General features: G+C 68.8%; 20 protein-coding genes and 2 pseudogenes. 14 read left to right on the top strand and 8 right to left on the bottom strand.

All coding sequences use genetic code 11. The annotated features are described in order from the left end of the window. The first annotated feature begins 105 nt into the window (after positions 1-105). Positions 106-1290, top strand: coding sequence for a phosphopantetheine-binding protein (locus AC07DC_RS40660; protein WP_478919957.1), 1185 nt, complete (start codon positions 106-108; stop codon positions 1288-1290). A gap of 313 nt (positions 1291-1603) precedes the next feature. Further along, a pseudogene (locus tag AC07DC_RS40655) lies at positions 1604-1701 on the top strand (transposase); the annotation flags it as partial. A gap of 26 nt (positions 1702-1727) precedes the next feature. Here the strand turns inward: AC07DC_RS40655 and AC07DC_RS40650 are convergent. Next, positions 1728-2699: a GNAT family N-acetyltransferase gene (locus AC07DC_RS40650; protein ID WP_478919956.1), complete on the bottom strand. Its 972-nt coding sequence runs from the start codon at positions 2697-2699 to the stop codon at positions 1728-1730. 1098 nt (positions 2700-3797) lie between these two features. Between AC07DC_RS40650 and AC07DC_RS40645 the strand changes: the two genes are divergently transcribed. Next, a complete protein-coding gene (locus tag AC07DC_RS40645; protein WP_478919955.1) occupies positions 3798-4652 on the top strand; it encodes a hypothetical protein in 855 nt (284 codons plus the stop codon). A 248-nt stretch (positions 4653-4900) separates the two neighbouring features. Here AC07DC_RS40645 and AC07DC_RS40640 read toward each other — a convergent pair whose 3' ends face one another. Next, the gene (locus tag AC07DC_RS40640; protein WP_478919954.1) at positions 4901-5596 is read right to left on the bottom strand and encodes a DUF899 family protein; all 696 of its coding nucleotides are present in this window, start codon (positions 5594-5596) and stop codon (positions 4901-4903) included. A 536-nt stretch (positions 5597-6132) separates the two neighbouring features. Next, a complete protein-coding gene (locus AC07DC_RS40635) occupies positions 6133-7242 on the bottom strand; it encodes an FAD-dependent oxidoreductase (protein WP_478919953.1) in 1110 nt (369 codons plus the stop codon). Between the two features lie 71 nt (positions 7243-7313). Between AC07DC_RS40635 and AC07DC_RS40630 the strand changes: the two genes are divergently transcribed. Together AC07DC_RS40630 and AC07DC_RS40625 are read left to right on the top strand one after the other, a co-directional pair. Beyond that, entirely contained in the window at positions 7314-7994 is a 681-nt protein-coding gene (locus AC07DC_RS40630) for a TetR/AcrR family transcriptional regulator (protein ID WP_478919952.1), read from the top strand. A 566-nt stretch (positions 7995-8560) separates the two neighbouring features. After that, positions 8561-9001 carry a hypothetical protein gene (locus AC07DC_RS40625; protein WP_478919951.1) on the top strand — a complete coding sequence of 147 codons (441 nt, stop codon included), beginning with the start codon at positions 8561-8563 and terminating at the stop codon, positions 8999-9001. A gap of 331 nt (positions 9002-9332) precedes the next feature. Here AC07DC_RS40625 and AC07DC_RS40620 read toward each other — a convergent pair whose 3' ends face one another. Further along, positions 9333-9623, bottom strand: coding sequence for a hypothetical protein (locus AC07DC_RS40620; protein ID WP_478919950.1), 291 nt, complete (start codon positions 9621-9623; stop codon positions 9333-9335). 49 nt (positions 9624-9672) lie between these two features. Continuing rightward, positions 9673-10179, bottom strand: a complete 507-nt coding sequence (locus AC07DC_RS40615; protein ID WP_478919949.1) for an NUDIX hydrolase — start codon at positions 10177-10179, stop codon at positions 9673-9675. A 189-nt stretch (positions 10180-10368) separates the two neighbouring features. On the opposite strand from AC07DC_RS40615, the gene AC07DC_RS40610 reads away from it, so the two are divergent. From AC07DC_RS40610 to AC07DC_RS40575, 8 genes are all read left to right on the top strand, one after another. After that, entirely contained in the window at positions 10369-10926 is a 558-nt protein-coding gene (locus tag AC07DC_RS40610) for a DUF4240 domain-containing protein (protein WP_478919948.1), read from the top strand. Positions 10927-11083: 157 nt separating this feature from the next. Next, a complete protein-coding gene (tgmA, locus tag AC07DC_RS40605; protein ID WP_478919947.1) occupies positions 11084-11275 on the top strand; it encodes a putative ATP-grasp-modified RiPP in 192 nt (63 codons plus the stop codon). Positions 11276-11289: 14 nt separating this feature from the next. After that, the gene (gene tgmB, locus AC07DC_RS40600; protein ID WP_478919945.1) at positions 11290-12231 is read left to right on the top strand and encodes an ATP-grasp ribosomal peptide maturase; all 942 of its coding nucleotides are present in this window, start codon (positions 11290-11292) and stop codon (positions 12229-12231) included. 509 nt (positions 12232-12740) lie between these two features. Continuing rightward, entirely contained in the window at positions 12741-13685 is a 945-nt protein-coding gene (locus tag AC07DC_RS40595) for an SMI1/KNR4 family protein (RefSeq protein WP_478919944.1), read from the top strand. 191 nt (positions 13686-13876) lie between these two features. Continuing rightward, a complete protein-coding gene (locus tag AC07DC_RS40590) occupies positions 13877-14137 on the top strand; it encodes a hypothetical protein (protein ID WP_478919943.1) in 261 nt (86 codons plus the stop codon). 358 nt (positions 14138-14495) lie between these two features. Then, a complete protein-coding gene (locus AC07DC_RS40585; RefSeq protein ID WP_478919941.1) occupies positions 14496-15284 on the top strand; it encodes a phytanoyl-CoA dioxygenase family protein in 789 nt (262 codons plus the stop codon). Further along, complete coding sequence (locus tag AC07DC_RS40580) at positions 15281-16216, top strand: AraC family transcriptional regulator (protein WP_478919940.1); 936 nt, start codon at positions 15281-15283, stop codon at positions 16214-16216. Before AC07DC_RS40585 ends, AC07DC_RS40580 begins: the two co-directional genes overlap by 4 nt. A gap of 768 nt (positions 16217-16984) precedes the next feature. Then, a complete protein-coding gene (locus AC07DC_RS40575) occupies positions 16985-17107 on the top strand; it encodes a hypothetical protein (protein WP_478919938.1) in 123 nt (40 codons plus the stop codon). Here the strand turns inward: AC07DC_RS40575 and AC07DC_RS40570 are convergent. From AC07DC_RS40570 to AC07DC_RS40560, 3 genes are all read right to left on the bottom strand, one after another. Then, positions 17085-17372 carry a hypothetical protein gene (locus AC07DC_RS40570; protein WP_478919936.1) on the bottom strand — a complete coding sequence of 96 codons (288 nt, stop codon included), beginning with the start codon at positions 17370-17372 and terminating at the stop codon, positions 17085-17087. The two genes, AC07DC_RS40575 and AC07DC_RS40570, sit on opposite strands and share 23 nt — an antisense overlap. A 231-nt stretch (positions 17373-17603) precedes the next feature. Then, positions 17604-18227, bottom strand: coding sequence for an HD domain-containing protein (locus tag AC07DC_RS40565; protein ID WP_478919935.1), 624 nt, complete (start codon positions 18225-18227; stop codon positions 17604-17606). 377 nt (positions 18228-18604) lie between these two features. After that, positions 18605-18955 carry a hypothetical protein gene (locus AC07DC_RS40560; protein ID WP_478919934.1) on the bottom strand — a complete coding sequence of 117 codons (351 nt, stop codon included), beginning with the start codon at positions 18953-18955 and terminating at the stop codon, positions 18605-18607. Positions 18956-19389: 434 nt separating this feature from the next. Here AC07DC_RS40560 and AC07DC_RS40555 point away from each other — a divergent pair. After that, a pseudogene (locus AC07DC_RS40555) lies at positions 19390-19632 on the top strand (IS5 family transposase); the annotation flags it as partial. Between the last annotated feature and the right edge of the window lie 112 nt (positions 19633-19744).

The following is a 19744-nucleotide window of genomic DNA, read 5'->3' as shown; positions in this document are numbered from 1 at the left end:
ACAGTGCCTGCGCAGACGGCGCCTCCGCGCCGAACCGACCGGACCGCGACCCGCACCCGGCACTCTGTGACCCCGGATTCCGACGGTCGAGGAGCTGAACTGACCATGTCCCATCCCCAGCGGTCCTTTGACGCGAAGGCCGTGCTGCGCACGCTGAGCGGCCACAGCTTCCTCACCAAGGTGACCGCTCGCGACGCAATGGTGCGCGATCACCTCGTCCACGGCACGCCGGTGCTGCCCGGGCTGTTCCACCTCGACCTGGTGATGCGGCTGGTGCGTGACCTCGGTGTCGACCCGGGGGTGGTGGAGCTGCGCCGCTGCGCGTTCGTCGAGCCGCTGTTCGCCCTGGTGGACGGGGACCGCCAGCTGCTGGTGGTGGTCGGTGAGCGCGAGGGTCGCGGCGGGTTGCCGGTGGCGATACGGGGCCGGGAGCCCGCCGGGCAGGAATGGCAGACCGTCTTCGAGGCCGAGATCGACGCGGTGGGTCCGTGGCAGCCGAGGCCGGTGGCCGCCGGGCGCCTCGCGGCGGCGTCGGAGCAAGCCTCCGGCTCGGACGCCGCCGACACGCTGTACGCGCTCGCCGGCCGGCTGGGCATCGAGCACGGCCCCTTCATGAAGGTCCGCGGCCGGGTCGGCGTCGGCGAGGACTTCGCCGTGGCCGATGTGCGTCTCGATCCGGGTGCGGCGGAACGGCTCGGCGACTTCGTCGTGCACCCCGCCTTCCTGGACTTCGCGGCGATGGTGCCGTTCCTGGAGTTCCCGCAGGAGGTACGAAGTGCGATCCGCGAGCCCTTCACGGCGAGCTACGTCGACTCCTTCCGGGTCCGTACCCCGCTGGGCGCGCACAGCATGGTGCATTCACCGCAGCTCGCGGATCTGTACGGGGACGACCCGCAGGAGATCGTCGCGGACATCGACCTCTGCGCGCCGGGCGGCGAGGTGGCGGCACGGCTGAGCGGCTACCGCGCCAAGCCGGTCTTTGCGGCGGAGGTGCGACGCCCGGCCCGGCCGGCCGCCGCGACGGCGGACCCGGAGATGGGCGCCCTCGTCACCGACCTGGTCGCCGAACGCCTCACCACCCGGGGCGGCTCGCCCAACCCCGACGAAACCTTCCACGAACTCGACCTCTCCTCCCTCGACCTCCTCACGATCGCCGGCAAGTTGGAGACGGCCCTGGGCACGGAGCTGTACCCCACGCTCCTCTTCGACCACCCCACCATCACCGCCCTCGCCGCCCACCTCACCGCCAAGGGCCTCCGCGCGCCCGCGCGCCCGCTCCGGCAGCGGTAGACCGGACGTCGGCCGGGCCGTCGTCCCACGGTGGTCCGACCCTGGGAGCCGACGGCCGGCAGACGGCCGCAGCCGCGACGATCACCGGATCACCCGCGCGACGACTTCCGTGCCCTGTGGAGGTCGGTGAGGAGCTGGGCGAGATGTTGCTCCGGGCGGCGTCGGTCAGCGTTGGTCGATGGCCTGGTACTCCAGCCGGACTTCGGTGTATGTGCTGGTCAACGGACCAAGCATGGGGATGGTAGCGGGATGGTGTCGGGTGCGGGATGGGTGGCCAACCCGTCGCGCCCACGCGTGACCACGCCGCATGTAGGAGCAGGGCAGTATGATCCGCCGATACATCATCTGGCGGAACAAACACGCCGCCGACAAGCACTACGTCAGGTCGTCGCCCGCGCCAACATGGCTTGATTAGCGACTGCCCGAACGACCGGTCCTCAGCCCGCGGTCGTGGTCTTGGCCTTGGTCCTGGTCTTGATGAGCGGCGCGTCTCGTGAGAGCTCCCGGAAACCGAGGCCGTAGTACAGCCCGCGCGCTTTGGGATGCCCCGGCGCACCCAGGCAGACGACCGTCGCATGAGTGGCCCCGGCCGTCCGCGCCAGATGCATCCCGTGCAGCATCATCGCCCTTGCCAGCCCGAGTCGCCGGTAGTCCGGATGCGTTCCGACCGGCTCGAACTCGACGGTCTTGTTCGCCGTGTCGAACCACATGATCGTCGAGGATGCCATTGTTCCGTCCGGCGCCTCCACCAGGACGTGAAGGTCGCCGCGATAGGCCGCGGTCTGCCGGACATCCTTGTAGCTTTGGGCTGTGTACGCAGAGTGAGCCCAGGCATCCAAATGGGCCCGGACCGCGGCCTCCGGTCCGGCCTCGTCGGCGGTGCGGAACCGGAATCCGGCCGGCAGCACCGGCCGCTCGACATCGGTGAGGTCCCGCTCGTTGAGCTGGGTCCAGTCGCCGGTGTCACCGAGCGCCTCCACGTCGCTCTCATAGCCGTGCGCCGCCCATCGCTTCAGGGCGAACTCCTCGGCGGACGTCGGCAACACCGTGCGCTCGAGGCCGGCCGCCACATCGTCGTACCACTCGATCACTTCGTCGACCAGTTCGGGGTGGTCAGGATGGACCTGATAACTCAGAGAGGCGCCGGTGACGTCCGTGACCGAACCGTCATTGCGCCTCACCTGGCGGGGAAGAAAGGCCCAGCCCCACGCCACCAATTCGTCACCGGAGAACCACAGCCGACGCGGCCAGGTTGCGCCGTAGGCGGCGCACCCCTTGCCCCAGACCCAGGCCAGCTCCCCGTACGAAGCGTCGGCGCTGATCAGGTCCGGGCGGGTGGCGGTGACGCGCTGTGCCAGACCCTGCATGAGCGGAATGTCCGCGGCGGTCAAGAGCTCGACGTCCGTCATGGTGCGCCACTGTGCCAGGACTCCGCGAAGCCGTCGAACCGTTTTCCGGGACCGCGCACACCGCAGCAGCCAACAACGCAACGCGCGAAGCACTTCGTCGTTGCGGCGGAGCCGATGGCAGGTACTCCACCGCTGCAGACATCGCCAAGGTGATGAAGGCGGCCGTGGCCGGGATCTGTCGGTAGCGAGCGACCGAACACCCCGGCCGCTTCCATGTCGACGACGGTCACTCCCTCAGCGGCGTACTGCTGCGCCTCAGCGACGCTCTCTCGATAACCCGTAGGCGCCGCGGCATGTCACGTGGATGGCACGGATTCGTCCGGCCAACTCGTCCTCGGTGCACTGAAGTTCCCTTGCTCGTGGACACCTTGAGAGCGGGACATGAGGCTCCAGAGGAAGTCATCCCAGGTGGGAAGCAAGTAGACGAAGCGGTACATCGGGGAGGTCGAACGGGGTTCCGGCGGGTGTCGGACGGCCATCTGGCTCGCCCCTGACAGTAAGGGCGGATTCACGCGGAAGGTACGGGACTACGGGAGGCTGCAGACGCCGGCCGACAGCCGCCCCGGGGGGCGGCCGGGCGTTGCGCGGACGTGAAGGGAGCGGCTGTCGGAGGCCACCGCCGGACATGCGGCGGGACTTGGGCGGCATCTCGAAAGTCGGCGTCTCGATCGCGCGCAGGCTGTTCCACCCTGACTGGACAACCAGACCGCAAGGTATGAATCGCATGAAATATCCCGGCCGAGTCTTAGCAGCTGGCACGCACCGATCGGAAGCGGTCCACTGAGTGCTGAAGCGGAGCGCTCTCGGGAGGGACGCTGACCGGCTCGTATGCGAGCCGCTCCGGGTGCGGCCGCGGCGCTCTTTGACGGCACTTGTGTGACGACCACGGCCCTGCCACGCACCACGACGAACCGATATCGCTCGGCTGCCGGTGTTCCACACCCGCGTCGCCCACCGCACTGACTGGATCCTCTTCGCTCCAGCACCCGTTTTTCCTCGAAGAGGAGGGACACATCCGCCATGCCCGCACAGCGCCAACCCCTGCCCCAAATGGGCCGATCCGCAGAATGCTTCATTGAGACGAAGGTCTGAAAAGCCATGAAGAAGTTCCTTGTACTCCTCGGGGCACTGGCCCTGGCAGCCGCCAGTGGAACGGCGACCGCCGCCGCCTCCTGCTCCCCCTCCTCCGACAGGTGGACCGAGACCGGCGTCTTGTACGTCAACTCGCGGGCCGGCGGCCAGGGCCTGGCCTCCTGGAGCAACCACAGCCTGCTGTTCCGCGGCAACGGCTCCATCCCCCAGGACCTCAGAGACCAGGGCTGGACCCACATCGGCGACCCGGAGATCGCCCGCCAGCACATCTTCGACGCCTACCAGGGCAATGGCGGCGCGACAGCCAAGGTGTTCGCCGTCACCACCCCGGGCGGAAAGCGCCTCGTCTACACGCACCAGCTCCAGGGCGACGAGCGGATGAACAACTCCTTCGCCGCCGTCTCGCCCGACGCGCAGTGGCTGGTCTCGGGCGAGTGGGATCAGCAGGACCGGCTCCTGGTCTTCCCGGCACCAGTCTTCAACACCCAGGCCCCCGCGGGTGGCGGCGAGCTTCCCGAGGCAGGCCGGATCTCCCTGGACCACCCCGTCCGGGACATCCAGGGCTGCGACTTCGTCTCGGCGAGACGCCTGATGTGCGCCTCCGACGACAGCACCCTGTCGCTGTGGCCGGTGGAGCGCCCGCTGTTCCAGGTGGACCTCGACCGCGCGCTCGACGGCAAGCCCGTCACCGGCCACGTCTCCGTCATCCTCCCCCTCCCGCAGCGCTCCGCCTGCGCGGGGACCGACTTCGAGACCGAAGGCGTGGACTACGACGCCCGTACTGGCACCCTGCGGGTCGAGATGATCCCGCCCGGCGAGTGCGCCTCCTCCACCGCCGTCTACACATACAGCGCCCGCTGAGGCCGTTTTCGGGCCCGGTTTTCAGACCCGGGGCCGGGTCGGGCAGCGGACTGCCCGGCCCTGCCCCGGGGGGAGCTCAGCTCCGGCCGGGCATCTCCGCGGTGAGGATGCGGCTGCGCCCCGCATTGCCGTCGTCAGCAGCCCAGGAGGGCTGGCAACCATGACGTGCACAGCGGCAAGGCCGAGACGGTCAGGTCGTCATCAAGCGGCCTGCAACCTGCGGTTGGAGCATTTCCGTCCGTAGAGCCTCAGTTGTTGCCTTCGCCGTACGCCGCCGCGATTTCCTGCGATGTTGCCCAGCGGCTGTAGGTCGGTGACTGGGGCCAGCCTTCGGGGGAGTCCTGCCATTCCTCCTGGCGGCCGTAGGGCAGGAGGTCGACGAGAGCGAAAAGGTAGCTCAGTTGCTCGGTGCCGCGGCCGTCGGTGTGCCAGGTGCGGTAGACCGTGTCGCCGTCGCGCAGGAACACGTTGACCGCGAAGCCGCCGTTCGGCGGGGCACCGATATCGCTGCCGAACGTGCTGTTCGCCGTCGAGTACCACGTCATGGTGTTGCCCACCTTGCGCTGGTAGGCGAGCGCCTCGTCGATCGGGCCTTGGGTGACGATCACGAACCGGGCGTCGAACTTCTCCAGGCCCGCGAGTCGGGTGAATTGGGAGGTGAAGCCGGTGCAGCCCCCGCACTGCCACTCGGCGCCCTCGTGCCACATGTGGCTGTAGACGATCAGTTGTGGGTGATCGCCGAAGATTTCGGCGAGCGGGACGGGTCCCTCCTTGCCCTCCAGTACGTAGTTGGGCATCTCCACCATCGGCAGCCGGCGGCGTTGGGCCGCGATGGCGTCGAGCTCGCGGGTGGCGGCCTTCTCCCGCACTCGCAGAGCGGCAAGCTCCTTCTCCCAAGTGGAAGCGTCGACGACGGGGGGCAAGGCGTTGTTGCTGGTGGACATGGTGCCTCCGAGCGGTCGGGTGCCCTTCTGGAAGTATCGACTTCCCGTCCTGCCAAAACTCATCGGTCGCCGTCGAAGCCTTTGCAACGGGCCGTCGGCGTCGGGTGAGACTGGCCGCTGAAGGGCGGTGCAAAACTGACCCGCTGCCACTACTCCACCGCCGCAGCCCCACGCTCCTCGACGCAGCCCACAGCGGCTGACACGCCCCCTGGGTCCTGGGGGACCGGTGCCGTCGCTCTAGCGGCTGCACCGGTCGGGGCGGCCCGCTCCTTGGGCGGGGCGGGTGTTACCGGCGACGGCGCGTCCCACGGCGTCCATGGCCCGCGCCGCCCGCGGCGGTGGTGGATGAGGCGAGGGCCGGCAGGGTGCAGACGACGCCCCGAGCCGCAGCTGCGTGCAGCATTGCCTCCAAGGTGTCCAGGTCCTCCCACGGCCAGCGCGGCGGACGGCCGGGACGGGGTGCGCCCGGCAACGACTCGAACCCGCGGGTGATCGCGTTGGCTGGGTGGCCGGTTGCCTGGTGGTATCGGCGACATTCAGCCAGGTTGGAAGAATGCGAGCATTTTCTGGGCGGCGTCCGGCGACGTCAGCAGTTCCTGCATGTCAGCGGACATCCGGGCGGCAGCGCTGGTGCGTTCGAACATCTCGCGTTCGTATTCTTTGACGGCGGCGGGAAAGTCGTCCGGGTGCGCGGCCAGCGCGAGGCCGAGCAGGGCGCCGTCGAGCATCGCCATGTTGGCGCCCTCTCCCACCGGCGGCATCAGGTGCGCGGCATCGCCGAGCAGCGTGACGCCTGGCGTCGACGGCCAGGTCAGGCCAACCGGGAGAGTGGTGATCGACCGCGGCACGACCGTGTCGTCGCAGGCCGCGATCAGCGCGGTGAACCGTGAGTCCCAGCCGGGGAGCAGCTCGATCAGCCGCGCCCGGGCGGCGGCCGCGTCGTCGAACGGGATCCCGCTGGTAGCGAACCAGTCCTCGGTCGTGTGATAGAAGCTGAGGCCGATGCGAACGCGGCCGTCACCGTTGCGCTGCGCTGCCAGGGACAGTCCGTTGCCGAGTACCCAGTAGTTGCCGCGCCCGACCATCGCCGCAAGGTCGGGGTGGGTCCGATCGATGTCAGGAATGCCGACCTCGACGATGTTCTGGCCGATATGCGCCGGGCGGGCGTCGGTGAGCAGCGCGCGGACCCGGGACTGCGCGCCGACGGCGCCGACCAGCAGATCGCACGTCGCACTGCTGCCGTCGGCGAAGTGCAGCAGGCCGTTATCGGCGGATTTGAACGCGTGCCCCCAGCGGAGCGTGTCTTCGGAGAGGGAATCCAGCAGCAGGTTGCGCAGATCGGCGCGGTCGACCTCGGGTCGATGGAGCGGGGCGTCGTCGGGTGTGTCCTCCTGGAGCAGCAGGGTGCCATCCGGCTCGAGAAGACGCATGTCCTGGCCTTCACCACGGGCAATCGCGTAGAACTGGTCGATCAGACCGGCCTCGCGCAGCGCCCGTTGGCCGGAGTGGATGTCGAGCATGCCGCCCTGGCCGCGCGCGTCGCGTGACGGTTCGCGTTCGTACAGGACTGCGTCGATGCCGTTCACATGCAGCACACGGGCGAGAATCAGGCCGCCGAGGCCGGCTCCGACGATGGCGATGGTCATGGTTGGCTCCACCTCGATACGCCGTACTGGCCGATACACTGTATCGCTCGATGCGATGTATTGTTAGCGGCATGTTGGTGTGGGAGAGGCCGGAGCCACCGAATCGACCCGTACTGGCCCCGTTGAACCGGGAGCGGATCGTGCGAGCGGCGATCCAGTTGGCCGACGCGGACGGCCTGGAGGCGGTGTCGCTACGCAAGGTCGCCGCCGCGCTCGGTGTCGGGCCGATGCGGCTGTACAGCTACATCGCCAGCAAGGAGGAGCTGCTCGACCTGATTGTCGACGCGGTCCACGCCGAGATCAGGCCGGTCGGAGACGGCTGGCGGGAGGTGCTGCGGTCTCTTGCCGAAACCACCCGGCAGGCCGCTCACGAGCACGAATGGCTCGCCGATCTGCTCGGTGGGCGACCACAGCTCGGGCCGCACGCGCTGGCCAGGGGGGAGGCCGTGGTGGCCGCGCTGGATGGTGTCGATGTGGACGCCATCATGCCGGTGGTCACCGCGGTCGACGCGTACGTGATCGGCGCGGTGCGTCGGGAGATCGCCGAGCGGCGTGCCGAACGGGCCACCGGGATGGACGAAAGGCGTTGGCAGGCCTCACTCGGGCCCTATCTGGAGCGGAACTTCGCCACGGGCCGATTCCCCGCGCTGGCCACGGTGGTGCGCGATGCCACCCACCTGGACGCCGACCACACCTTTCGGATCGGCCTCGACTTCCTGCTCGACGGCATCGAAGCGCGCATCTCGAGGTGACGCGCGGCCGAGGGACCGGACCGATACCGCCCATAGCGCCAGGTCGGTGCTTCCGCGTCGGGACGGCGCAACCTCATCGAAGCGTGCGAGATCTGAAGAAATGCCACGGAACTGAGATTCGAGCCGCATGGTGGGGTCCGCGCTCCTGGTGGCGGGGCCGTTCTTCTGGGTGGTGCTGCCGCAGGTGGCTACGCCACGCCACCCCGTCGTGTCCTGCCAGGCGTTGGTGGTTGACGGGTAGCCGGATAGTGAGTGCCACGTCGAGGACGTCTCGGACCGATGAAAGGGCGTCTGTCGACCCCTCCGACCGGAAGCCCGAGGGCGCCGCCGCTGACCCGCCGTCGCTCCTGCCCCGGCGCCCGTGGCCGTCCGCCCGGGTCCGTTCGGTTCCGGCGCTGCGCCGCGCCGGGTCGCTTTGGCGGCCGGCCTGGGCCCGGTCCCCGCCCTGCGCGCCGGCCCGCCGTCCGCGCCCTGGCGCTCCCGCCATGTGCCCAGGCCTGCCTCCGGCCGCGCATGGCCGGGGCCCTGGTGCGTGGGGTGGTGGCTGGGCAGGCTAGGTTGCTGGGGTGAGTCTCCTTGATGATGTGGCCGAGCGCGATGGCTGGCGCTGCTGGGTGTGTGACGAACCGGTCGACCCTGACGAGTCGGTGAACGACCCGCGGGGGCCCAGCGTCGACAGCCGGACCGCCGACCGGAAGGCCAAGGTCGCCGAGCGGCTCGCGCACCGCGGGTGCAACACCCGCAAGGGCGCGGTCAAGGTGGTCATTGCCTGGCCGGAGCGCCTGTACGTGGTCGAACCCGCGCCGCTGATCACCGTTGCCGGGAGGCTGGAGCGCAAGGGGGGCCGCGAGATGGTGGGCCGTTGTCCGACCAGGCGGGACGCCCAAGAGGCGGCGGATTGGCTGGTGGACCGATTCTCCCGACTGGTACCGGGGCTGCCGGTGACCGCCGACATCGAGGCGGGCGGCGGCCAGTTCCTCGTCATCCTGACCGCCGGCCGCCGCTGACCGGGAATCACCCGCGCATACTCGCGTCGAGCTGAACCGTCGGCCCACATCGCGTCGGCCAGTGCCGGGCGGCGGAGACCATGATGACGGGGTCGCCGGAGCGCTCGGCTGCTCCACCGCGCGGTGCACGCCAGCGCGGATTCGCCGCACTTGACGCTGGCCGCCACCCGTACCGTGTCACCGCCGCCGGCATCGCTCATCGGCTGCCGTCCGCTCCCACCCGCCTGTCCCGGCCGCGTCCGGTGCTCGCTGCAGCGGTCGCGCTCGCCGCCGTGCCGGCCCCGGCCGGATGCTGACCGTCCTGCCGGCGCGGGTAGCCGGCTGCCCTGTTCTACGCCGCCAGGGCGGCGCCGAGCCGGTGCATGGCTCCGTCGCCGCCCTCGCAGAGGTGGACGACGCGCTCGTGCGACCCGCGTACGCGGGGCCGGTCACGGTTCGAGCGGTGACCGCAGTGGTGAGGTAGCGGAACACCTTCCGGGCATTTGGCCCACTTGAGGCGCCGGATGATCTCTTTCTTCGTTCGGCCGGCTGCGGTCTCCCGTGCCATGTATTCGCGTGTGCGCTGGTCATTGGCCTTGCGCACGAGGGCTATCCGGCAGAGGGCCACATTGGACTCGGTCACCGGCCCGGGAGAGGCGGTGACGATTGGTCTTGCCGCTGGAGGCCGGTCCTCAGGAGCGCCCTTGCGCTCTCAGGGCCATGTACCGGGTAAATGCGTCGCGGCTGTCCGACACGAACGTCCAGGCTGCCATCGCGTTCACCAGTTCCGTTTCGGTCAGCCAACCGTGCCAGGCAGCATCGTCCTGGCACGGCGCGATGGTCGCAGGGTCAACGACGGCTTCATGCACCGCGAACCAGTACGGGCTCAACTGACCGTCACACAGAAACTTGAAGACAGACCGCACCGGGGCATCGACCCCCATCTCCTCCAAGAGTTCGCGGCGTGCCGCGGCCTCATAGGACTCGCCCACTCCCACGGCGCCCGCGACCATCCAGCTGTACTCCCCGGGAAATCGCGGGCTGTTCTCGGGACGCCGATGCACCAGATACCGGTCCTCGGAGTCCCTGAGGATCACCATGGACATCCGGTACAGATGCCGCCCGCGGACCGCTGTCCCACGCTCCATGACACCCACGACCCGGTCCTGACCGTCAACATGTTCCACCAGTTCGCCCATGCAGCCACCCTCGCAGAGACTGTTCGGTCTCTGATCTGCGGGCCCTCACCGCGGTTGGGCAACCGGCCGCTCGGGCCTGCACCTCGACATGAAGCCGCCGGACATCCGCAAACGCGTCCTTCTCACAGCAGCAGCAAACAGGTGACCCGGCAGACAGGACTGTCAGACCCCTGCGGCATGCTCGCCGGGATGAACGAAGACGCTTTCTGGCAGCTCATCGATGACTGCACGCCCACGGAAGCTGACCCGGACGCCGAACTCCTTGCAGCCACTTTGACCGAGCGGCTTGCCCAGTCTCCGTTGTCGCTGGTCATCGGCTATGCCGAACAACTGTCATGGGCGCTCTACCGGCTGGACCGTAAGGAGTTGGGACACAACCTGGGCGGAGATGCCTTCCTCTACACCCGTGCCGCGGTGGTCGCCGCCGGCCGCACCGAATTCAACGGCGTCCTCCATGACCCTGCGGCCTTCTCTCCTTACGCCACTGACCTCAACTGGGCCGAGAGTCTGCTCTGCACACCGGACCAGGCATACAAACGCATCACCGGGGAGAGGGGGACCGAGACACGCGCTACTCCTACGAGTCCTGCTCGAACACCGAGGGCTGGGCTGACGACGTGGGACTCCTGCAGGCGCGTGTGGGCCGGCCACGCCGGACTCGCCTACGGTGCCTTCGACTTCGGGGAGGACGGTGACGGCAGGCGCCGTCAGTGGAGGCATCCACCACCCACGGAAGCCGAAATGTGACGGAGGGTGTCGAGTCGATACACTTCGGGTACGCATAGTTACCTTCGTCACACGGTAAAGGGGAACGCTTCGGGTGGCTGAGCAAGTCTCATACGTAGAGACGTAGTTGGGCACAAGGGCCGGACATCACCCGGGCCGGAGTGACAGAGGAGAAGCCATGCGAGCGTTCGCGCTGTTTCATGCCCGGCCGGCCACCCCGGACACCTTTCCCACCCTCTACACCTACGACTGCGCGCGGCAACTCAATGTGCTGCCCGACGGGCGACCCGTCATCAGTGACCCGGTGATGCTGCTAGCCACCGGCTCCACCACCTCCACCGCCGGTTCCAAGACCCACTTCGACGACTGAGCCCTCAGACGTCCATGACAGTCCTGATCCTGACCGTCCCGGAGGACGTGACAGCGGACCTGGTGGTGGCCGCCCTGCACGAGCGGGCGGTGCCCGTGGTGCGACTGGACCCGGCCGGCCTGCCCGGCGAGGTTTCCATGTCCGCCGAGTACGTGCGCGGCGACGTGCACGGCTTCCTGTCCGTACAGGAGCGTTTGGTGAGCATGAGCAGCCTGCGCTCGGTGTGGGTCCGGCGCCCAGGTACCCCGGGCGCGGGTGCCGCGCGGCGCTCCGAGCAGCCGGAGTGGCTGACCGCCGAGGCGGAGCGGTCCCTGTACGGGGCACTGCGCTGTGTGCCCGCACCGTGGATGAACCATCCGGCCGCCGCCGAGCAGGCCCGCTACAAGCCCTGGCAGCTCTTCGCCGCGCACCGCGCGGGCTTCGCCGTGCCCGACACGCTGATCACGACATTTCCGCAGGCGGCCCGAGAGTTCGCCGAGCAGCACCCGGAGCTGGTGGTCAAGTCCGTCTCCGGCACCCATCCGGGGAAGCCGCCCATGGTGCTGCCGACCACAATGGTCCCGCCGGACCCCGACTTCTCGTCGGTCTCGGCGGGGCCCACCCTGCTCCAGGAGTACGTTCGCAAGACCGCCGACATCAGGTTGACCTGTGTGGGGGCCCGGCAGTTCGCCGCCGGCAAGAAGGCGGGCCCGGACCAGGTGGACGGCCGCTTCGGCAGCCCCGATGAGGCGCAGTGGTACCCGGTCGAGCCGCCCGCGCGGATCGCGCGGGCGGTCCGGGACTACATGGACCACGCCGGACTCGCCTACGGTGCTTTCGATTTCGCGGAGGACGGTGACGGCACCTGGTGGTTCTTGGAGTGCAACCAGTCGGGCCAGTTTGGCTTTGTCGAACTGGCGACCGGTCAGCCCATCACCGCGGCGATCGCCGACTGGCTCGCCCGTGACGGGACCTGAGCCCCTTCCGTGGGGGCTCAGCACTCCCCGACCCCCCACGGGGAGCCAGAAGTTCAGCAGGTCCAGGAACGGTCCCACACGCATCGACCACTGGTTGTCCACCACGTGGTCGCGCCCACCACCCACCTGCACATGTTCACCGTCCTCCTGACCATTGCGGTCGCCGTTGGGACCGTGACGATGGCGAGTCGAAACAGCCGAAGCGGCCTGCCGGAGGACTCCGCGACCTGCCCCCGATGCTTCCTGGGTGGAGCCCAAGCCGCCGGCGCTGAGATGGGCCAGCATCCTGGGAGACTGGTGGTGCGGGGTCTCGTGGCCGGTGGCGTCGCGGTGGTGGACGATCGCGCTGCTGCGGGTGCTGGTCGCGGCGGAGATCCCGATCGTGGCGCCGCAGGCGCAGGCAGGGGCTGTAGGCGGTGGCGTACTCGCCGGGCCCGGTGCTCACGCCAGTGCCTTTCGTGCTCCGGACTTGAAGAATCCGCTGAACGGGCGGCCGTCAAGGAGAAGCTATGAGCGATGAGAAGTTTGCGGTCGAGGTGCCGGACCGTATCCGCACCAGGCTGTGGGGGCTTGGCTCACAGGCCGAGGATGCGGTGGGGGAGCTGTTGCCGAGGCTCGCAGCGAATCCCCTTCTGGGCCAGTACGACCCGGATCGGGGGGACTATCGGGTGTCCGTCCGTGTCGCGCGTGGTGAGGAGCTGCGGGTGTTCTACAAGCGCGGCGGCCACGAGAGCAGGGTGGTGCGGATCATTCAGGTCTCACCGGTTCCTATGTCCCCGCGGTTGAAGTACGGCGAGGACGGTGAGCATGTCGAACCTCCCGAACCGCAGCCGCAGCCGGCCGATCCGCGCCAGGAGGAGATACAAGCGAGGCAGGTGGGCGATGCATGGCAGCGGATCATGGCGTGGCTTGGCCGCCATGCTCCCGCTTCGTATGCCGCGTTGCTGCCCGGCGCCACCGAGCTTGAGATGAGCGCATTGGAGGAGTCCCTCGGTGTTCGTGTCCCGGCGGGAGTGCGGGCGCTGTGGGGGCTCTGCGCTGGGGTGCGCGAGGTACCCGCGGGAGGGTTCCTCCTGGACGGCTGGGCGCTGATGAACTTCGACCAGGTTGCCGAGGTCTACCGGATGCAGATGGAATTCCAGCGGCGGGATGGCGGCGGCGAGTTCCTGTTCTGGAAGCCCTGTTGGATTCCTGTGTTTTCCTTCAGCCCGACGGACACCGTCTACGGGCTGTGTGCAGATTCCGAGACGGGGATGCTCCGCCAGTGGACCAAGTTCGGCGATCGTGACCCCTACGCCGATTCGCTGGCTGTGTTCCTGGAAGACATGGCGGACAGTCTCGACGCTCCTTCTCTCGCCGCGGGGGCGAAGCCGGGTCTGGTCGATGGGGCGCTGGTGTGGGATTCGCGAGTCGATCCCAGCCAAGCGGACCGGTGGGCTCTCTTCACGGGCTGATTTTTCGCCCGGCGCAGCGGTGCGGGGCCCGACCGCACTGGCCGCCGCGAGGGACCTGATGCGCTAGAGAAGCGCCACCGTCCGCCCGGACGCCGATCTGGTTGTCCGTGGCTCCTCATATGGTCGGTGGAAGAGCCGCCGGGTGCCCTGGAGTGAGTACCCACCTTTCGGCGGCGGTAGAGGGAGGCCGCATGGCCAGTTCGTTCAAGTTCGATGACGCCGCCATCCGACGGATGGCCCGGGACGCCACGGCCAAACTGGCTCAGGACCTCACGGCGCGTCTCAACGCGCTCGTGCCGCAGTACACCGGTAGGCCACTCGCTGAGGTGAAGCAGGCGGTGCGTACAGCCTGGAAGGCGGGATCCAGCGGCGGGAAGATCACCGACCCGCACCTCACGGCGTTCGCTGAGCAAATCGCTGCTGGCGGCACGGTCAAGGTGCAGATGAAGTAACTCCAGGAGCGTTGCGGAGCTGTGCTCCCGCACCGCTCCTGGAATGTGCCCGGCATGGTCAGGCGATGCGTTACTCGTGGCAGACCTTGTGTGCGGGACGCCCTTGGTCGTCGCGAAAGTTGGTGCCGCGCCGCAGTATCGGCAGCGCAGCGGGTGTGGTGACCAGACCACGACCGGCCCGGAACCGGTCCGCAGGGCGAGCTGGATCGAGTTCGTGATCGTCCGCTGTCACGCGTGCGGGACCCGAATGCCCGGCGTGGCGGGCCGTCACCAGGCCGCGCTCTCTGTCCGAATAACCCACCGGGCTGTCCGCATCGCCCCTCAGTACGGCCCGCCCCCCGCGCCTACCGTCAAGGCCATGACGCAACCCCTTAGCCCCGATGACCTCGCTGCTTACCACGACAACGGCTTCCTCCTCGTCAGAAACCTGATCAGCAAGCAGGAGGCGCGGGCGATGCGGGAGGAGTGCCATGCTCTTGTCGCCCGCGTCAACTCCGACATCGACCCGACCTGGGCCAGCGCACGCGCCGTCGCGGGCATGACCGCCGGACGCACCACCCTCAAACACAGCCACGACACTCAATTCCACTCGGCCGCATTCACCCGGCTGCTGGTCGACCCCCGGTTCACCGATGTCGCGGCGGCGCTGCTCGGCGGGCCCAACGTACAACTGCACCACACCAAGATGTTCATCAAGCCGCCGGAGAGAGGCGCGCCGTTCCCCCTGCATCAGGACCACCCCTTCTTCCCGCACGCCCAGCACACCGTCGCCGCCGCGGTCTTCCACTTCGACGACGCCCCGGAGGAAAAGGGCTGTATCCGGGCTGTCCCCGGCAGTCACCGCAACGGACCTCTGCCCCATGTCGAGGACGGCAGTTGGCACCTGCCCCCCGATACCTGGCGGCTTCAGGACGCCCGGCCATGCCCGGCCGAAGCCGGAGATGTCCTGTTCTTCACGTACCTCACCGTGCACGGTTCGGGGCTGAACACCTCCGACGAGGCCCGCACCACCTGGCTGGTACAGTTCCGCGATCCGCAGGACCGGCCCACCGTGGACGAGCACACCTGGTCCCTCGGCCAGGGCATGATGCTGCGGGGGATCGACCCCACCGCGCGGAGAACAGACATGAGGGACGAACCGAGGTGACCGGACTGGCCCGGGCGGGCGCCGCCACCCCCCTGCTCAACGCCATGCGGCTGGGGGTCACCCTGGCCGGACGACGGGTCGATTTCGTCGACTGGGGGTTCTACCCGCCCGAGCCATGGCGGAACTACTGGCACAGCCACTCCTACTTCGAACTCTGCTACGCCTACGCCGGGCGCGGAACGTTCCGGATCGGGGCGCAGGAGCACCTGGTCGGGGCCGGCGACCTGTTCGTGGCGCGCCCCGGCGACGTCCACGAGATCATCACCGACGCTCTCGACCCGCTCGGCATCGTCTTCTGGTCCTGGACGATGGTCCCCGAACGCGGTCCACGCGGCACCCGACCGGACTCACCCGACACCGTCGCGCTGCTGGACGCCTTCGCGACCGGCCCGCACCAAGTCGTCCCAGCCGCCGGAACCCCGCTGACCCGGCTGCTGGTGACACTCGCCGAGGAGGCTGCGGCACCAGGACCCGGCAGCACCGACCTGTTGGCCGCCCTCGGGTCGGCACTGGTGCTCGGCTGCGCCCGCGCCGTCGCCGACCGCCCCGCCGCCGCGCATCTGACCCCCGCGCCGGACGGACGCGCGGCGGCAGCCGTGGCAAGGATGACCCGCTACCTCGACGACAACTTCGACCGCCCGGTACGAGTGCGCGACGTCGCTGCCCAGGTTCATCTGAGCGAACGGCACGCGGCACGGCTTTTCCGCCAGGCGGCGGGATGCACGATCATCGCCTACCTGACCCGTTATCGGCTCGGCATCGCCGCGCAGCACCTGGCTGATCCCGCCCTTCGCTCGCTGTCCGTCGCGGCGATCGCCCGCTCCTGCGGCTATCCGGACGCCCGGCACTTCAGCGCCGAGTTCCGGCGGCATTGGGGCGCACTCCCGACGGAGGTACGGGCGCGCAACGGCACCACACACCTCTTTGGGTGAGACGAACGTCGACCACGCCCGTCTTGGCAGCTCGCCCCCTGTCGTCAAACGCATCGCCTGTGACGAGGACCGGAGCCCGATGCCCACTTGCAGGGCTTCCAGCGCCGGCTTCGAGTGTCACATCATCAGGAGCGGGATCCGGGCGCTCATTTCTACGACGTTCGTGTCCATGGAGACGCACGGGGGAACGGTGCCGGATGAGGTGCGAGTGCGACAGGCCCACACCCGCGTCGCCTACAAAAGGAGTGGAAGCAACATGCGCAAGATCACGAGGACGCTGGCCGCGCTCCTTTCGCCGCAGGCGTCCTGATCACGGTCGGCGCGACGGACGCCCAGGCCGACGGCCCCTACGAGGGCTGCCCTTACGGCGCCGTCTGTATCTACCCGGAGGGCACCGGCTGGAACGGTGGCCACCCGAACGAGATCTACTACAGCTACGGCGCCCACAACCTGCACAACGACTACGGCGTCCATCGCATCGAGAACAACCAGTACGGCGGTGCCACCATGCATCTCTGCACGGGCTACAACGGCACGGGCTGCGGTGTCTTCGTGCGCGCCTGGAGCTATACGGACGCGGACCTGACTCCGATCAACTCCATCACCCTGGAGCCATAGTCACCGAGCCTGGGCAAGGGGCGCCCCTCGCTGAGCCGGGCCGCCGCGCTTCGGTCACGGTGTCTCAGGGTCGGTCGTCGGGGGTGCGGCGAGCAGACCATCGAGTCCTCGCGTTACTACCGGCCGCTGTTCGGCGGACCCGTGGAACTCATGGAGCTCGATGGGGCCCAGCACGGTTTCGCCGTCCACGAGGACCCGCAGTACCTGAACCCGCAGTCCCAGGCATGGCAGGCCGAGGTGATCGACTGCGTCACCGGGTTCCTGGCTGGCTGAACGGCTGCCGGTAGTGCCGCAAGCGCGTCGCGCAGGTCGCGTACCGCAGGGCGCGGAGCATGCCCTGACAGGGCCACGGAGGTGTGCGCCGCAGCTCCTCGATGGCCTGCCCGAACTGTGCGCGTGCCGCGATGTCGAGGGAGAGTATGGCGGTGGCCGCAGCCTCGTCCGCCTCTCCGGCTGCGGCCAGGGCTCCAGCCCAGTGGGCGGTGAAGAAGGCCCGGTCACGGGACGCGAACGGTGCAGCGGGCCGGTGCAGGGACACCGGGCGGGGTTGGTAGGGCCGGTCAGGAGGCCGGCGGCTGGTCCGGGAACCGGTCCGGGTGAACCATCGCCGGCTGCGGGCGGACGACGCGGACAGGGGCGAGGTTCCGCCGACCGACGAAGTCCGCCTGGAGGTCGGCGCGCCAGGCTGGTTGGAGACCGTCTTTTTCGGATCAAGCCGGGCACTGTGGGCCCGGCTTGATCCGGAGGGATGGGAGGGTGCCAGGTCCGCTCAGCTCTCCAGCGGGTGCGGCTTTGCCAGGACGCGTTCGGCGAGGCCGCTGCGTATGGCCGCTGCGGGGGAGCTGTCGGGCTTGCGGGCGGCCTGGTCATGGAAGCAGGCCAGGAATTCGTCCGCGAGGTCCTCGCGCGGGTACCGGGCCAGGACCTCCGCCCGGAACCCGGCGGTGAAGTCGTGCGCGTTTCGCCCTGAGATGTCCACGCCGGTGGCCCGCTCCAGCAGATGGCCCTCCGGGTCCTCCTGCACGTCCACCGAGTCCCACATGTGCCGCACGATGACGTCGGCCAGCCGCTGCCGGCGCTCCACGGGCCATCCGGCCCCGGCGCCGAATACCCAGGCCACGTGCCCGCCGGCCTCGTCGAAGGCGACAGTGTGGCTGTCGAACTGCGGGACCAGCCCTATGTCGTGGAGCAGCGCGGCCACGTACAGCAGCTCGGCGTCGTGCTCGATGCCCCGGTCCGCGGCGTACGCGCTGGCCCACACGTAGGACCGGATTGAGTGGTTCAGCAGGGCGGGGGTGCAGTAGGCGGTGGCGACCTCGAGAGCGGCCGCACATGCGGCGGTGTCGGGGGCGGCGGGTACGGTCAGCGCTTCGCGGGACGTTTCGTGGGTCATGGTGCCGAGTATGCCGACCGCCCCGGTCTCTTTCGATCACCGGCGCCCCGAAGACCCACCCGCCGTCGCCGGAACCGCTGGCATCGTCGGCGAACGGCGGTGCCGCCCGCTGCGCCCGGGGGGCGCCGAGCGGTGTGCGTCCTCTGGTGAGCCGCGGACAGCCGCACACCGAGCTGATGGCGACCGCGCCGGTGTCTTTACCGGACGTCCTGCCGCACGCGTAGCGACCTCCAAGACTCCGACACCAGCTCCTGCACCTTCCAGCCCGGAGCGAATGTCACCCGTTCGAGTGGCAGATCGACCGCCCGGTCCCGCCCGCGCCAGCCTTCTCATCGCAGGCATCTTCCGCTGGTCCGCCCTCGGAGCGAACAGGCAGTTCACGGCCGGAGGCATTCTCCCTGCGGATCGAAGCAGACGAGACCGTGCTCGCGAGCCAGCGAGGCGGCGTACTCGGAAACTTCCTCAGCCTTGCCATAGGACACGAGCAGGTACACGACCGGCCCCGATGCCTCCTCGAGGACTGGCGGTGACGCCCATACGACACTGCGATCTTCGTCGTCCGGGTACCGTTCCACGAGCGCTTCCACGTAGGCCACAATGCGCGGCGCCGGAGGCACGACGACACCGTCCGACTCCAGGTAGCGCACGTAGAGCTCGTCGTAAGTCGAGCCCGCTTGGTGGTTGTCGAGTGGACGTTCACCGTCCCACACAGCAAGGTCATAGCTCACCAGTGAATCGTCGCAGGTAGCAACACCACCGGAGCCAGCAGACCCCCGACATCGGCCCAACCACTACGTGATTGTGACTGAGCATTCCAGTTGGCTGTTTGCCAGTTGTGGTGCGCAGCAGGCGGTAAGGCCGTCGGAGCGAGCAGAGCCATGCACGAGCGCTACAAGGCCTCGTTCCGTCCGTGCGTTACCGGGACTCCTTCGAGCGGCAGGTGGCCGCGGCAGTAGTACTCGGACTCCAACCACTCCTCAATCACGACGAGTGGGCGCGACAGAAGCACGTCTCCGATCTGCTGGACACGCAGAAGCAGCCCGAGATCAGTCAGGGCAAGGGAGTCATCGGGGGTGTACGCCAGCCAGTTGCCGTGCTCGGCAGCTTGGTTGAGGAGGTACTGTGCCGCCTCCTCGGGATCACGAACCGCCAGTGCAAAGCGCGCCGACGTGGGATCCGGTGCACGATCCCGGAGAAGAAGGACCAGGTCCGCAACCGTAAGAAGCTCGGCTCCCGCGGGGGTCGGCCACCGACGTTCGACAAGGCCGACAACCGCGAGCGGCACGCGGTCGAATGCGGGATCAATCGCCTCAAGCGCCACCGGGCCGTGGCTACGAGATACAACAAACTCGCCGTCCGCTACGAAGCAACCGTGCTGGTCGCGGCCATCAATGAGTGGCTGTGACCCCACGGCCGCACCAGCCTTCAGTTAACCCTTTGCGGAGAACCGATAGGCCAGCTAAGTTCGCCCAGCCGTCCATGTTGATCCGGACGACCGGCGCTGTCGACGAGGAGGT

The organism is Streptomyces sp. NPDC045021, from assembly GCF_056432645.1.
The sequence above is the reverse complement of the archived record's forward strand: the minus strand, read 5'-3'. Positions and strand labels throughout refer to the sequence as shown.